Raw genomic sequence first — 16,212 nt, 5'->3', positions numbered from 1 at the left:
CAAATACTTAGTCGCGACGGAAAATATCACGTGTGTAAAGCTTCTCTTCTACATCTGCTAAACAATCATCAAAACGATTAGCGATGATTGCGTTTGACAAAACTTTGAACTTAGTAAGGTCATTTACAACCAATGAACCGAAGAATGTTTCTCCATCAGCAAGAGTTGGCTCGAAAATTACAACATTTGCACCCTTTGCCTTGATACGCTTCATGATGCCCTGAATAGCGCTCTGGCGGAAATTATCGGAATTACTCTTCATTGTGAGTCGATAAACACCAATGGTAACAGACTTTTTCCCTGCCTCAAATTCATTGTCTGTGCTATATGCATACCAACCAGCTTTGCGAAGAACTGCATCTGCAATGTAATCCTTTCGAGTACGATTTGATTCAACGATAGCTGTCATCATATTTTGGGGCACGCTCTCGTAATTGGCAAGAAGCTGTTTGGTGTCCTTTGGCAAACAGTAGCCACCGTAACCAAATGAAGGGTTATTATAGTGTGTGCCAATGCGAGGATCGAGTCCTATGCCTTGGATGATAGCTGCAGAATCCAGGCCTTTGACCTCTGCGTAAGTATCAAGTTCATTAAAGTAAGATACCCGGAGAGCAAGATAGGTATTAGCAAACAGTTTAACAGCTTCCGCCTCCTTCAAACCCATAAAAAGGGTAGGAATATCTTCCTTAATTGCTCCTTCCTGAAGCAATGCGGCAAAAGTACGTGCAGCCTTCTCTAGGGCAGGAATATCCGCAACAGCCTTGATTGCTTCATTTTCCTCTTTAAATTGTTCGCTCTCTATAAATTTTGGATAACCAACAATGATACGACTTGGATATAAGTTATCATAAAGAGCCATACTTTCACGAAGAAACTCCGGAGAAAAAAGCAGGTTAAGCTTCCTGACCCCCTTACGGGCATACTTCAAATAAAGTCCCCGGCAATATCCAACAGGAATAGTAGACTTGATTACCATTACCGCATCAGGATTGACACTTAAAACCAGGTCTATGACATCCTCTATATGATGGGTATCGAAATAATTCTTCACAGGATCATAGTTAGTAGGAGCCGCAATGACCACAAAATCAGCGTCACTGTAGGCCTTGGCACCGTCAAGCGTGGCAGTCAGGTTCAATGTCTTTTCAGACAAATACTTTTCAATATATTCATCCTGAATAGGTGATTGCTTACGATTGAGCATATCTACTTTCTCAGGAATCACATCGACTGCCGTCACCTGGTGATGTTGCGACAAAAGCGTTGCTATGCTAAGACCAACATAGCCGGTACCTGCAACAGCAATCTTCAAATCTTTTGTATCCATTGTTGATTTATGTTAGTGTTATAGATTATTCCGGTTGCTTATCCAGAACTTCAAATCGAGGTGAATTCTTGGATTTAAACTCAGGTACCACTTTCTTCATCAGCTTCACTGTATCCATGATCTTTACCGTACGGGATAGATTCTCAAATTCTGTATAAATATCAAGGATATCAGCATATTCATAGTGACGTACCTTCGCTATCATTATCTTCTTATTTTCAGTAGGAATCGTGTTTTCTTTATCACTCAAAACTTCTTCATAAAGCTTCTCACCGGGACGCAAGCCAGTAAACTTGATCTCAATATCTTCACCCGGGCGATAACCGGCAAGTTCAATCATACGAGTAGCCAGGTCAACAATCTTCACAGCCTTACCCATCTCAAAGACAAAAATCTCATTGCCTTCACCCATAGTGGCAGCCTCCATTACCAGACGACAAGCTTCGGGAATTGTCATAAAGAAACGGATGATATCAGGATGAGTCACTGTGACAGGACCACCATTCTCGATCTGTTCTTTAAAGCGGGGAATGACAGAACCATTACTACCCAGTACATTACCAAAGCGGGTAGTGATAAATTTGGTATGGCCTTTCACCTTTCCCTCACGGATGGCGCAGCCCAGGCTCTGCACATAGATTTCAGCTAAACGTTTCGAGCATCCCATTACATTGGTAGGATTTACAGCCTTATCGGTAGAAACCATGATCATCTTCTCAGCTCCGTATTCCACTGCTATATCGGCAACCTGACGGGAACCGACAACATTGACCAATACAGCTTCACAGGGGTTTTCCTCCATTAACGGAACATGCTTATAAGCAGCGGCGTGAAAGATTATCTGAGGCTGATAGATATCGAACACCATACGAAGACGTTCTTTTACACGGACATCTCCAATGACAGGAACAAAATCAAGACCGGGATAATTCTTCTCAAATTCCAAACGGACATTATGCAAAGGAGACTCGGCGGAATCAAACATAATCAGTTTCCTGATGTTCATCTGAGCCAGTTGCCGGCAAAGCTCGCTACCAATACTACCGGCAGCTCCCGTTACCAACACAACCTTGCCACAGAACTCGGTCATCACTTCCTCCATATTGATATGAATCTCTGAACGTCCCAGTAAATCCTCAATTTTGATAGGACGTACCCATTGATGGAAACTTCCGTTCTCATCGGCCTCACTAATACTTGGAGATATTAGTGTCTTCAATCCGCTTCTTTTGCAATACTGGAGCAGTCGGTCTTCCTCTTCACGGGTATTTTCATAGCGGGCAAATAAGATGCCTCCGATACATTTCTTACGAATCAGTTTATTGAAGCAATCTTCATCTTTAAAAGAATAAACAGGAAGATCAGCCACACGCCGAATAGAATTACCTGTTCCATAAATACAAAAGCCTACAACTTTATAATGAGAACTGTTCAGTAACCGGACTTTCAATGCCACACTCTTATCATCAATGCCATAAATCAGAATACGCATATTCTTTTTATTCAGTACATTCAGCAAGAATTCATAAACAATAATCAACTGTATACGAAACCCAACCATAACAATAAAAGTAAGCATAGCATCAAACAGTACAAAAATTATTTTCTGACTGTTATGTAATCCCGTCTGTGGCAGGAGAAACCAAATGACAATGGCTATGCAGACAGCCTTTATGAGCACACTTCCCGCCAACCTCCATAATTCCTTCAACTGGGAAAAACGAATCGTATTACGATAAGTATGAAATAGAGTAGCCCCCAAAACACTCGATATAACTGAAACCGCCAAGATATGGAAAAGCGAAACTATTTCTTTGGAAGTTTCCGTAATATAATGAATGCCAATAAATGACACCCAAGTACACAGTAAAGCTATGAATGTATCGATTCCCAATACAACCCAATAGCTAAAGTAGTTTTTCTGTAAATAGTGAATAAAACGGTCAAATGCGTGTTTCATAATTTAAATCCCCCAATTAATTATCATATATTCTTACAACGCTGATTATAAGCAACTAGAATAATAGTATAAATCGTACATAATTATATTATTTCTATCAAATCAGGATTTACTTCTACACCCACCGAAAAGAAATTAGGCAGTTCGACAAGAAGACGTTTGACTTTAGAGCCACGGGTAGTAAGCAGACGGCCTTCATAACCTTCAAAAGGACCTCCAATAATACGGATCATACGACCATATATCGTATCGCTTATCTCTTCAGGTAAATAATATTTAGGATTTTCCGAACCTCTGACAGCACGTATAAAACGCTCCATATCCAAATCGGAAACAATCATAGGCTGACAATAACCGCCACCTTTCTGGTAACGATATTGAAGGGTCGGTATTTTACGAACAAACAGATCTAGAACTTCTCTTGTATCGTGGATAAAAAGCAGGTCCTGCATAAACGGTACTTCTTCACGAATTCGCTTACCATTTTTTAACTTCAACCGCCATTGCATAGGAGTAAATACTTCTAGATGTTCATCACTAAGCTGCTTATAAGCAGGTAACTTAGCATTAGGGCGTTTGAGGTCACGCATCACATACCAATGCATTCGTTGTTCATCTTTCAGGAGCGCCATAAAACCTCAAGACAATAATTCTAATCCTACCTGATTACATACAGCGTTATATATCAAGCAGTTATCATCATATTTCACAAAAGTTAGAGATCCCTCCCCACTATTATTAAACTTTCTCATCTTCACCATACAAGATGCATTCAAGGTCTATTTACAACCTTACTTTTTATTTCTCTCTATAAGATAAATAACAGGATGTAATATTTAATCACATAGATATCAGATAATTATAATCATTATATAATCGATAATAATTAAACATTTGTTGAGTAAGTCCTTCTCTAGAAGAAGCAATTACTCAAAATTACATTATGTTTTATGCTGTTATTTCCAATAAATTACGTACCTTTGTACCCGTTAGTATTTCTCTTATAGAGAGAACTATATTTTGCTAAACAAATTTAGCTTATATCAATATTATCCTTTCTTGTAGTTTCTCTTTAATAACCAGTACGATATCATTATAGAATTAAGAATGATGCATAATGACTATTAAACCGTTCCGGATTCCCGTTTAACTTTGTTATGCCCTTACTTTAGGAAAGTTTTAATATGTAAAAAAACAACAGTAAATCATACATACCCCTTGATACATATTTCCGATTTACAGTTTCATGGCTATATGGTAGATTATCTCATTTCTACAATGAATTAAGAATAAGACTGTTTGCCTTGTCTACCAAAGAAGTATCCAATGAGGCTAGATAAATGCGGGTAGTATTTTCCGAATCATGCCCCATAGCTTCACTGATAACAGATAAGGCTACATTTTTACTTTTGGCGATACTAGCCCAGGCATGGCGGGCAACATATGTAGTTAAAGGTATAGATAATCCTAACTGCATCCCAAGTTTCTTCAGTTTTAGATTCACCAAATGAGCAGTTTTCTTGTACTGTTTCCTTCCGTCCGCCTCCAGATCTCGTATAATAGGTAGTAGGTACGGGCTCCCCTGAGTATCATACCTATTAATTATTTCTTGCATTGGCTTTTCCCATTTGATGAACAACTGTTGCCCCGTCTTCTGTCGGCGATAGGACAAAATACCATTCTGCAAGTCTTTCTTTCTCAAAAAAGCCATATCAATGAATGACATACCACGGGTATAAAATGAAAACATGAAAATATCCCTCGCATAAGCCAGAGAAGGGCTCCTTGTTAGATCAAGCTCCCTCAAGCGACGAATCTCCTCTAACGGAATGGCACGTTTGACCGTCTTGTCTATCCCTGTATATACATATTTAAAAGGACTTCGCTGAACCGTCAAGTCCTTCTCCACAGCACGATTATAAATAGCCCGAAGATTCCGCATATAATAAGAAGTGGTATTCGGACAAATACCGGTAGACTTTAAATAGCTCTCATATTTCATCATCAAACTGGAATCAACTTCCTCCAACAGGACATCTTTCCCTTTCCGGAAACGTATGAAGCTGTTTAATGTAGTCATATAAGTTTCAGCAGTACGGTGTTTCCCGATTTGATTTAACTCTTTGATAAGATTTAGAGTAAAGGATACAAAACCATTATTCTCTGTGGATGCACAATAAAGCTTCACCAGACTATCTGAAGTATAAGCAATGCCCGAACGTTCAAGACGGGTTATAATATTCTTCAGCCTTACACTATCCTCCAACAGAGAATTCTTCAAAGAAAGCAAGTAATCTCTCCGACTTTCACTGGTTACTGAGGACAGAACAATCTCCGAATGTACCGCGTCCCATTCCGCAGGAAACAACTTGTATCCGGTATGTATTTGTCTTACTATACGTTTATGAATCACTTGATAAAAAAGCGTGCCTTCTTTCGTTGCGACGGAAGATGCACGGAATTTAACTTTTACTGTTGCCATATAAAATTATTTCTCTAAATAAATATAATCAAACGTGAACTTATAGATATTGAATGACCCGAATAAAACGTTTTATCTGAATTAAACAATAATCACTCCCTCATTATTCACATTTCACTATTTCCTCACTACAGAACATACAATAATCGAAATAACTTACTGCTTTACCTTATTTTAATAACTAATTCTTGTTTTTTATACTCCCAACCCTTTCCATACAACAGATCTCCAATTCACTGAACTTTCCAAATATTTCTTTTTAGTAATTATTTTAAAACAACTCACAAAGATGACTCCGTTAGAGTCCCGGAATAAAGGATAAAAAGGAGCGGAGGAAACATTATATTATATTACATAACAAATAAAAAAGGCGATGTCACCACAACATCACCTCTTCTTCATACAAAACATTAAAATCTATCTCATCCAGCAATAAGCATTCGCCTTAACCTCAACTTTTGTAAATTTCTCCAGTTCCGCCTTTAACATCTTCACTTCATTCGCAGTCGGTTCGGGAAGGGTAATATCATACCGTGAGTTACGACCGATATTCACCTGCCAAGGGGAACACATACGAACCAGTTCCACCAATTCTGCCGGATCAAATTTCATTAGAGGTTCACAAGTTACATAGGTGGGGATTCCATAGTTGGCGATCTCCTGCATAGCAGCCGCACGTTCTTGAGGTACCAGAGTATTCCGCATTATATCCGGATAAAAACGGTTCGTCTCAATGGTCGTACAAAGAACGGATTTCTTCATAACCGGATGCTCCAGATATTTCAGAAAACGGGCGGGATTCTTTGACTGGAAGAGATACTTGTTATCAAAACCGTCACAATAGTCCAGTATCTGCTCAATCCATTCTGACGGGACATTAGCCGCCCATTCATCCGTACTGCTGCCTACAAAGATAAAGTTGCCTTCACCCAGATTCACTTTCAGTTCCTTCAGCTCCAGACGCAAGGGAGGCAGGAGAAGTTTACGTCTCATAAAACAATATGAACAAGAGTGTTCACATTCGCCTTTCATCGGGTTATATGTATGTGAAACGAAGGCATACATGTTCCCGGTACTTTTATTCAGTGCCATATATCATTATGCTTTTCACATCCATGTTATATTCAACTTTTAATTAGTATCTTTGAACCATTGGAAACAACCTTGCCGAAGTCGGAGATACCGTCCAAGCAGTTGTGATTTGCTTTCAAATTAGTAGCTTTGAACCATTGGAAACAACTAAAATTGAAAAGGGAATTATATATGTGTGTTGTGATTTGCTTTCAAATTAGTATCTTTGAACCATTGGAAACAACTCTCACGCGGTTAGATGCGTTCACTTTGATGTTGTGATTTGCTTTCAAATTAGTATCTTTGAACCATTGGAAACAACTTCCCGCAGGCCCCGAAGCTTCGAAATGTAGTTGTGATTTGCTTTCAAATTAGTATCTTTGAACCATTGGAAACAACTTATGGTCGAATATTGTGTTTACTGGTTAGTTGTGATTTGCTTTCAAATTAGTATCTTTGAACCATTGGAAACAACATATTTTATATAACAAAATGATTTCCAACAAGTTAAAAAGAAAATTAGAAAAGAAAAAAAGTCTGTTTCCAGCACAAAATCTCGCATTAATGCGAGATTTTGTTTTTTAAAATAACTCTAATTGTTGTCCAGGCGTATTAACATTCTGCATTTTCTTTCCATAAAAAAGTTCTATATTACCAAACTGTTTATCGGTAATACACATGATTCCGACATGTCCAAACTCCGGGAGGAAAGATTTAACTCTTTTTATATGTACTGTAGCATTTTCACTACTAGCACAGTGACGCACATAAATGGAAAATTGAAACATAGTAAAACCATCCTTTTGCAGATTCTTTCTAAAGTCCGCATAAGCCTTCTTTTCTTTCTTCGTCTCAGTCGGCAAATCAAAAAAAACAAGTACCCACATAATACGATATTCACTAAAGCGATCCATTATCGTTCAGGATAAGCTATTCGACGAATTTCTCCATTGAAACATTTGTAAAGTGAGGAAGTGGTTTGTCCTACGGCAACCATCAACGGACTACGTTTACCTCCAATTACCACTTCCAATGTCGGAACAGTCAGCAACCGTGCTTTTATGTCTTTTGTCAACTCCACATCTTTTCCATACTCCTGTGTCAAGTTAAATACTAATTCATCCACATAAGGACGATAAGGTTCCATTATATCATCAGCCAAACAATAAGCATTATATCGATTGTGATGATGGATGCCCAAAGTAGGAAGCAAACCACTTATTACCAACCCACGAGCCACTACTGCACGAAGAATAGCATATCCGTAATTCAATAGGTTATTAGGAGAAACACCCTCACGATCTCGCGTAAAACAGTCAATGCCAGCAAATAAGAATTTCCAATAATACGCTGCAGCACGCGCTTCCAAGTTATCAGGATCACCGCTACGCACGTCAGCCGCCCACACACGCATACACTTTACTTCTTCGTTCATACAATCTTTGAGTACAGATGCCTGGTTGTTGATCTTCGCTTGAATAGTTTGCTGCCAGAGTTGCTTTTTCAATGGAAGTGAAGCATCCAATTGTTTACGAAAACGCTCATTCTGCGTGGTATTTCCATAAAGAGGAAGCATTAGTCCGACCGGCATACTCTTACTATTACAAGTGATTACCGAGCAATTATTTTCAAGCAAAGCCTCCAACACACCGGAAGTAATGGTAATTTGTTTGTTATCCAACACAATTATTCCAATATCCTCTATAGGCTTCGTCACTTCCGCCTGTTTTTTCAAGACTTCAGGCAAAGCTATTGTCTTTTCAACATCAGGCAGTTTAATGATTAACTGTGCATTTCGTAACGATAGATAAACCGGATTCCCGAAATAAAGTGTTTTCTTAATCATAATTCATTCTTTTATTAAAGTGTTTCAAAATCAGATTTGTAATCATAAAATCATTTAGTATGAAATCGATCATATTTCTGTTCCATAATGGCATGACCACTTCGTAACTCACTCTTCCAGTGTATACAACACAACCTTTCCATTGAATTATCAAAATAAATCCTACTTTTCACCTCATCTTTCACATACAAACATGTTCTTTTTAGCCGGATTTTTTACATAATCTAAAGATATTGAAAGAATGCGACTCAAATCATACAACTCTGTATTATTCAGATTTTTTTTGCAATAGGAAAAAACTTCCGGTTTATACATCACCTCGTTAGATACATTTTTCCAAGCAGTTTCTATTTATTAAACCTCTTCATCACATCACCATTCGCTCCACAGTCAGCATCACTTTGCAAATAAATACCGATTATTCTCTTATGGAAACAACGTTCGCTACTACGAATGTCACAAATACAAACAAATTATTACTTAAAATAATTTTCTCTAAACAGTTTCTGCGAATTCTTTAATCGTCTGTCATTCATACCCAAGTACCTCAATCAAACATTTTTTCAGTACGCTGTTTACCCATATTCAAAATATGTAGTTTGAATTTCATCAATGCAGTAACCCACAGATAGAATGATGCCCAGATGATATAACCTCATCTGATACATTTTACCATCAGTGGCAGCTAATTCCAAAAATCTTCAATTGGCTCACTGTCTACAAAGATATTCTTGAAATGTTTTGCAACTGCGGAGCACAGTACTCTAAACAGTCAAGTAATTTTGCCTTGCGCCAACCCAAACATTTCGTCAAAAATATAGATTTCAACTTTCACCTATCTATCTCTATATTTGTAATAATAGGAGTCAAAGCATCAAGGATCATCATTGTTTTTACACATATATTATTTATTATGTATTATTCAATTAGTATTCCCCAACCGAAACAATCTGCCCAATGTGATTAACACGTACTTTAACAATAGAGTCTAATCCTTTTGAACTACGAAAATCTATCCAAGTGATACCTCTCAAAATAGAACTCGTATCCTTGATCGTTGTTTCCAAATGATGTCTAAAAACATAGTTTTTATGAGTAAATTTCTGTACCCTGAACAAATTTGGGCTTATCAATCCATAATTATCTGCATCAAGTAAATCAATCTCTTTCGGATTAAAGCCAGTCTTTTTATTTGGAAATACAAAATACTCATTTTGCTTCATACTGAAAAGGAATTGCCAGCCCTCACTCGCTTTATAATCCTTATCAATAATCGGTTGACCAAGATTTACCCTTGTTACTGCATCAAAGAAAGTAACTACAACCTCTTCAAGTTCATACTTTAGGTTGCCATTCTCGTCAATTACCATTTGACCGTTCTTATCTATAACGGGCCTACGATAAACTGCTACATGATGATTATTGCCTGTATTAACAAAATCCACAGGAATATTTCTACCATTTCCATCCAATACTGGTTTGCCATCCTTATCCTTTTTCACATGCAATGACTGCGCATTGCTGATTCCCGAAATTGTAACTCGTTTAATGGGTATGCCTTTCTCTTTATTCAACCAAATAGGTTTCTCATCAAGATTGGAGAATGCTTTTTTAGCATCATTCCCATACTCCTTTAATCTGCCTGTTAGCATTTTTCGAACACCTGAATCTATTATCTTATCAACCCTCAAATCTGGAGAAATCTCTTTACGTATAGTATAAATAGTTTCAAATGTTACAGTTTTTACTTTCTCTGGTACCTTCCTTATTTGCTCCTTATCCAGCCAAACGGGCTTTTTATCTAGTGAGTTCCTTCCGGCAAATGCCTTTTTCGGATCATTGTGATGTTCCTGCAAACGTTTTAGCAATGCATCCCTGTAAACAGAGCTACTTACTGTCGCTATTTTCGACACATCAAACGAAGCATTCACCTTCTCTTCTTTTGTCAAATATTGTCTGCAACAACCATAGATTGTTTCCAGATGCAACTGTCCACGTGGGGTTTGTTGCTTCTTTGTATTTACGCCACCTCTTTTCTTCGTTTTATTAATATTGTTCGTAATTACCTTATTTTTCGCTTTTATCGAAATTAGGGTATTTTCCAAATGTTTTTTAGCTTCTGCACGAAACTCATTCAATGGTATAGGTGCTATTGCCCTACCATTTTGAAAATATTTGTTCTTTATTGCATACTCATTTGTGTTGGGATTCAAACTGGCATTTTTGTTATTAAAATACTGAATGAATACCTCCTTTGTAAACGCAACCGTCAAAGCGTCCATCGCATGATGACGATGATCATTCCGTTTCGACCAATCCTTGATTCTGCCTATTTGTTTTCCATCTTTATCTTCAAAATATTCAACCAGTCCTAACGCCTTATATTTTTCCCAATTCAATTCTTTCATCACATCAACCAGTTGCCAATCTTCGCGCAATTTGTCAGTAATTGAGCCACTTGTGGCAACTACACAACGAGAAATTTCATTCAACATAGACAGAGCCTTTTTAGCAATATATTGCGTATTACGAAGGTCACGTTCAATAAAACCACCAGGAATATCCTGCTCTGTCATTTTCAATTTAGTATATTTAGTTTTCGATATTTTCCCTGAGACAAACAATACTTCGATATTATTCAAATAACAATCTAAACTATTATCAGTTCCACTTTCACCAAATTTTTCCTTCACAAAATCGTAAGCTGTCCTATTCCCTTTTTCAATATTTACATTACGTGCTTCAAGTGTCTTATTTGAAAAGCTGTCATCAAAAAGCCGCGCTTGTGGAATAATATGCTCAATATCAAATTCCTTACTAAACAACTTTTCTCTTGGAATATAGGTATTGGAATAAAGAGTCTTATAACCACGTGACTCTAATTCCTTATAAAGTTTGTAACGCAAGATATCCGAGCGGCCTACATTCTTCAAACCGAACTCCTCTTGCAAAAGTTTCTTATGTGCCTCATGTGTCTTTGTAGTTTCAGCTATGGACTTGGTTAACTTCTCCCTCTCTTTGGCATTCTTTTTCAATTCACGTGCCAATTCGACACGGATTTCATCCGGTCTCCCATAAGCCTCAATAATTGCGTTGATTACGTTTACCATCTGATTCAGAATCTTTTCCACCACTGGATTGCGCAAACTATTCCTAGGAAGAACCTCTAGCTTATCTTTCAACACCTTGTTTGCTATTTCTTCTTTGGTTAAAGACGATTTTGAATGCCTATATCCAGCATACTCGCAAGCTACATCATACTGATTGCCTTCTTTCAGATGAGGTAAAATCTTATGAATGGCTTTTGCACTCAGACTGCCATAATCTTCTTGAAAAGTAATATTTGCCAAAATCTTTGCAAACTCCTTCCCAAGACCATAAGAATCCATTATCTTTTGAACTAGGCACCCGTTTCCTGTTGGCGTATTGTCACCTTCAAAAGAATACAATAAATGCCAAAGTTTATAATAAGATTGTTTATCCAACTCTTTATTTGAGTCAAAACTCAAAATGTCGGTATTCCAATTAAGAAGAACAAAAACAGACTTTACCTGCTCAACTATTTTCTCAATGGGTTTCTTGAAGTCAACTGGCTCATGACCAGACATTTCAATCATTTTGCTATATGCTTGAAAAAATAGATATCCCGTCTTATTACCATCAATCGTTTTAAAATTCAAGTCCAATTCTTCTGGATTATCAAATAATAATCTTAAAACATCCAACTTCGTCATTTTATCACGAACAAAAAGCTCTTTGGCAAGCAATTCTTTTTCTTCCTGATACAAATAACGCCTGCCGTTCAACTCCAATTGTTCCGTATCGTCCGGTTCATTTGAACCATTCTGCATTCTTTGTTTATTCTTATTACCAACAGCTGTTACTTCAATATTATTTAGTATTTGCCATATTTTGAATTCTTGGAACAAGGGAGAAGAACGGGGTATCACCCGATTACCTACTGTTCTAATTTTTCTCTTACCATCTATCTTTACTTCTATCTGTCGACTTTCAAACTCACAAAAACTGATTAATCCTTTCTGACTCTTCAACCTGCGCTGATAAAAAATGATAATATCACGGATCTCTTTTTTTAGTTCTCCCGTCAATTCTTTATGAAATTCTGCTTGTTTTTCCCAAAGCACATTAAACTCATCCAAATAATCCTGACGATAAAACACAATATTCCGTAAACTTGCATTGGGATTGTTATCCAAAATATCCATTAGGTATTGACCAACAGTTTGTTTGTTAAAGTACAATTCTTTACTTCTATCACTGATTGTACCTAGATAACCGCTTGAATTATTGATTTGAGTGTTTATTTCTTGTAATATAATAACCAATTGTTCCAATGATAACTTTTCTTTCAAACCACTTACCCTCCATTGCAAATTTTCCTTTTTTGCCTCATCCCTTTTTCGTTTGCTATAAATACCTTCCAACTTATGTTCCTTTTCTATTTGTTCGTTTTTGCTTTCTTCATTATTCCATTCTGTATAGGTTTCTTTCCAAACAAAAGCATTGGCACAAATGGCCCAAACAGCATCACGTTTTTTACCTCTCAACTCTTCTTTCAATGCAGCAGTAAGAATCCCAGGATAATATTCTTTTTGTTTTTCCCAAATCCTGTCAAGTTCATTCTGTAAGTCAGAACGATAAAAATCAGGTAATACCTTTTTCCCTGCAGAAAGAAGTTGCAGACATAATTCACCGGGGGTAAGATTGGCATCATAAAGTTTCCTGGCTATATCCATACCGTCAATCAACGTGTCCTCTTCTGCTCCTCCCGCCTTCCGACTACTTTTATAACCACGTTTTTTATTAATCATTATCAATACACGCGCAAACTCTTCCAACGAAATTTCCTCTGTTAGCGCTTTTACCCTCAAACGATATGTCTCAAAAGTTGTACGATTACCATTTTCCGAAAGTATTGTATCTTCAGTTATAAACTTACATTCCTTCAGCACCTCTATTAAAGCCTCCCGGCGAAGTTTGTAACGATGCAAATTGCGACGCATACTTCTCTTAAGTGTTCTATCTGCATTGGTTGTAATACTCTTCCCTTTTTCAAAGTTGATCGATTCATCTACTGTCAAAGGATTAACTCTCACACCAAGCTTAACAATTGACGACCTTTCATTCTTGCTTTCCGCCTCGTTCACTAATGCCCACCCAATACTACTTGAGCCTAAATCCAATCCTAAAATCCTTTTCATATTTGACCAGTTTTATTACAATACCCCAAATATATTATTTTTTTCTATAAATAAATACTATTATGAAAATAATTTCCTATCTTTGTATCACTAATTTGAAGCAAATCACAATAAGGATTATTCCGTTGTGAAAACATTAAGGGCGGGGCATTTGCCTCGCCTTTTTGTATTACTTATAAAAACAAACAATCCTGCCTATATATAACCGATAGATAGAATAAAGCAGACTAATAATTACATATTGGAGAAAAACACCTATTGACATAGAATTTATAAAAAGGATCGAGTCTATCCTGCTTAGATAAATTATTGAGCCCCTATCATATTAAAAAGGAAAAGCCAAAACGACTGCACACAGTCTGTTTCCCTGTTTTTTTATAAACTAAGATCATTTAATCTATTAAATAAAGTTGATTTACTTTTTTTATACACCTCATCTTAATCGGTATTCTTCTAATCACATTTCACATAATTTTAAGTCCATAAATTTCTAATACTTAGTCAATCTTAACATACCATTTAATATCCTATCCATAATTCCCAATAATTCTATTAACATGATCTGCCCAGACTATTACAACTTTATATACCATATAGAAAAGATACCGAGTAATCCATTATAGGATCCTCTCCGATATCAAAATGCTATTTCGACAAGGATACTCTCTCTTACTCCGAAACTGGCAATAAGTGTCTTTCAAATAAACTATTTCCGTTGGTATTTATATGTATAATTATTTTTATTTATAATAACTCCTACTGATACTATTGGTAGTCTGACAATAATATGTTTCCCCACGGCTCTCCGGGAAATAGTTGCCTTCTCATCCATAAGACATGTTTTTTATAACTGGCATTAATGTAGAGGTTTCATTAAAGGATTGGGATGATTCGGATTCTCCTGAATGGTCAACCGGTCCAGATCTTCCTTTTTCTGCCACATATAAGCCTGATACTCCGGACTGTCCTCTTCTGCCCATTCAAGATTGGAGGAGTTGTAATTCAGGTAATCCTGATCCTTATGCAGTACCCGCGGCCTGCTCATCAGGGAGTTATCACCGGCTACAAATTCGGCTTCCGCCATAAGAGCATCAACACGCGCACGTCTCTCGTCAATAGAGCCATAACGGTTCTTACGATAATAGCATACATAAGGATCCACAGAAACCAGTCGGTCCGTATCGCTGTCACCAATTACCGTGACTACAAACAGTTTTTTCCTTTTATCAAGTATGGTACCATCCGACCGTACCACCAGTCCGTTATCCAGCTTTCTTTCCTTGTCGGTCGGAGAATACTTCAGGACCTGTTTCCATGCAAGATTCAAGGCATGACAATTGCCCGGATCATTATCCTTATGAACCGGTATATATTTCCTGCCATCCCGGGGCATAGGACTGAAACAGATGGCCACAGCTTCATCAAGAGGTATTTCTCCATGGCTTTTCGTGTCCAGGTATTTGCTTCCATCCAGACGGGTATGGATTTGCAAGGCATGGTTCCAGGCTGGGTCTTTATATTCCCTATAAACATATGTACCTTCACGGTTTACCCAGATATTATATATTCCACAATATCTCATTTTTCTGCCGTTGATCTCTTTTTCGAACGGCAGTTTTTTATCGTTTTTATTCATCATTTTCTTTTGATTTTATATAACTATTCATATTAGTATTCAGACAATTTAAAAGATATCTTCCGGATTGGTTTTCAGTTGTTTCTACAAATATTACATATTGCGCATTCCCTCCTGTATAGCGTCCATCGGTATCTGTTTCAATAACCTGTCCGGATTTCCATACTTTTCGTAAATAAGTCATAGGTGGGCTGCACAGACCTGTTTTCAACAACCATTCAATGCAGAGTCCGGTTGAAAACAGAATGACTCCGGGAATAATCCGCTCATGGTTCCCTTTAGCTGAAATAACATAAATCAGGAGATGCCCGGAAACCATAGTTCCCAAATCAGGAAACCACTTTTCTGCTTGCTTTAACATTATAATTATTTCAAACATGATTTATTATTATCTTTCATCATTTATCAGGATGAGGGGTGATGACAACAGCGTTTTTATAAATTTATGACACTAAACCTGTTTATAAAGAGCTCCAGACCTCATATAATGAATGGACATGTACAGTTCAAAACATTTTTCATATGATTGGATATGCAGATCTGGGAGGTGACGAAGGAAGCCGTCAAAGCTTCAAAATGCCTCAAAAGTTATCCGACCTGAGAATACGAATTAGCAATAATTCCTCATCGGGTTCAATACAGTTATGCCCTCTTTTACTCACTATATA

Annotated in this window: 10 protein-coding genes; all 10 read right to left on the bottom strand. The window is 37.2% G+C overall.

Annotated features, from left to right (window positions below):
* Positions 1 to 7: 7 nt before the first annotated feature.
* The 10 genes from NBH01_RS05850 to NBH01_RS05805 all read right to left on the bottom strand — a co-directional run bounded on the left by NBH01_RS05850 (position 8) and on the right by NBH01_RS05805 (position 15,923).
* Positions 8 to 1,327, bottom strand: a complete 1,320-nt coding sequence (locus tag NBH01_RS05850; protein ID WP_055229412.1) for a nucleotide sugar dehydrogenase — start codon at positions 1,325 to 1,327, stop codon at positions 8 to 10.
* A 25-nt stretch (positions 1,328 to 1,352) separates the two neighbouring features.
* A complete protein-coding gene (locus tag NBH01_RS05845) occupies positions 1,353 to 3,287 on the bottom strand; it encodes a polysaccharide biosynthesis protein (protein WP_055229413.1) in 1,935 nt (644 codons plus the stop codon).
* 83 nt (positions 3,288 to 3,370) lie between these two features.
* Positions 3,371 to 3,919 (bottom strand): UpxY family transcription antiterminator, encoded by a 549-nt coding sequence (locus NBH01_RS05840; RefSeq protein WP_055229414.1) that lies wholly within the window; start codon positions 3,917 to 3,919, stop codon positions 3,371 to 3,373.
* Positions 3,920 to 4,560: 641 nt separating this feature from the next.
* Complete coding sequence (locus NBH01_RS05835) at positions 4,561 to 5,769, bottom strand: tyrosine-type recombinase/integrase (RefSeq protein WP_055229415.1); 1,209 nt, start codon at positions 5,767 to 5,769, stop codon at positions 4,561 to 4,563.
* A gap of 417 nt (positions 5,770 to 6,186) precedes the next feature.
* Positions 6,187 to 6,861, bottom strand: a complete 675-nt coding sequence (locus NBH01_RS05830; protein WP_055229416.1) for a radical SAM family protein — start codon at positions 6,859 to 6,861, stop codon at positions 6,187 to 6,189.
* Between the two features lie 560 nt (positions 6,862 to 7,421).
* Entirely contained in the window at positions 7,422 to 7,754 is a 333-nt protein-coding gene (cas2, locus tag NBH01_RS05825) for a CRISPR-associated endonuclease Cas2 (protein WP_055229417.1), read from the bottom strand.
* Complete coding sequence (gene cas1 / locus NBH01_RS05820; RefSeq protein WP_055229418.1) at positions 7,754 to 8,686, bottom strand: type II CRISPR-associated endonuclease Cas1; 933 nt, start codon at positions 8,684 to 8,686, stop codon at positions 7,754 to 7,756. The genes cas2 and cas1 overlap by 1 nt, the downstream gene beginning before the upstream one ends.
* 926 nt (positions 8,687 to 9,612) lie before the next feature.
* On the bottom strand, positions 9,613 to 13,908 hold the full coding sequence (gene cas9, locus NBH01_RS05815) for a type II CRISPR RNA-guided endonuclease Cas9 (protein WP_055229419.1): 4,296 nt from the start codon (positions 13,906 to 13,908) through the stop codon (positions 9,613 to 9,615).
* Positions 13,909 to 14,764: 856 nt separating this feature from the next.
* Complete coding sequence (locus NBH01_RS05810) at positions 14,765 to 15,547, bottom strand: hypothetical protein (protein ID WP_225680746.1); 783 nt, start codon at positions 15,545 to 15,547, stop codon at positions 14,765 to 14,767.
* On the bottom strand, positions 15,537 to 15,923 hold the full coding sequence (locus NBH01_RS05805) for a hypothetical protein (RefSeq protein WP_151212542.1): 387 nt from the start codon (positions 15,921 to 15,923) through the stop codon (positions 15,537 to 15,539). The genes NBH01_RS05810 and NBH01_RS05805 overlap by 11 nt, the downstream gene beginning before the upstream one ends.
* Between the last annotated feature and the right edge of the window lie 289 nt (positions 15,924 to 16,212).

The sequence above is a fragment of the Bacteroides sp. B1-V-101 genome (assembly GCF_023656585.1).
GTDB classification, from domain to species: Bacteria; Bacteroidota; Bacteroidia; order Bacteroidales; family Bacteroidaceae; genus Bacteroides; species Bacteroides thetaiotaomicron.
The sequence above is the reverse complement of the archived record's forward strand: the minus strand, read 5'-3'. Positions and strand labels throughout refer to the sequence as shown.

Excerpts from the sequence above, each read along its gene's own strand:
- NBH01_RS05850 (WP_055229412.1), bottom strand. The coding sequence starts at position 1,327 with ATGGATACAAAAGATTTGAAGATTGCTGTTGCAGGTACCGGCTATGTT.
- NBH01_RS05845 (WP_055229413.1), bottom strand. The coding sequence starts at position 3,287 with ATGAAACACGCATTTGACCGTTTTATTCACTATTTACAGAAAAACTAC.
- NBH01_RS05840 (WP_055229414.1), bottom strand. The coding sequence starts at position 3,919 with ATGGCGCTCCTGAAAGATGAACAACGAATGCATTGGTATGTGATGCGT.
- NBH01_RS05835 (WP_055229415.1), bottom strand. The coding sequence starts at position 5,769 with ATGGCAACAGTAAAAGTTAAATTCCGTGCATCTTCCGTCGCAACGAAA.
- NBH01_RS05830 (WP_055229416.1), bottom strand. The coding sequence starts at position 6,861 with ATGGCACTGAATAAAAGTACCGGGAACATGTATGCCTTCGTTTCACAT.
- cas2 (WP_055229417.1), bottom strand. The coding sequence starts at position 7,754 with ATGGATCGCTTTAGTGAATATCGTATTATGTGGGTACTTGTTTTTTTT.
- cas1 (WP_055229418.1), bottom strand. The coding sequence starts at position 8,686 with ATGATTAAGAAAACACTTTATTTCGGGAATCCGGTTTATCTATCGTTA.
- cas9 (WP_055229419.1), bottom strand. The coding sequence starts at position 13,908 with ATGAAAAGGATTTTAGGATTGGATTTAGGCTCAAGTAGTATTGGGTGG.
- NBH01_RS05810 (WP_225680746.1), bottom strand. The coding sequence starts at position 15,547 with ATGATGAATAAAAACGATAAAAAACTGCCGTTCGAAAAAGAGATCAAC.
- NBH01_RS05805 (WP_151212542.1), bottom strand. The coding sequence starts at position 15,923 with ATGTTTGAAATAATTATAATGTTAAAGCAAGCAGAAAAGTGGTTTCCT.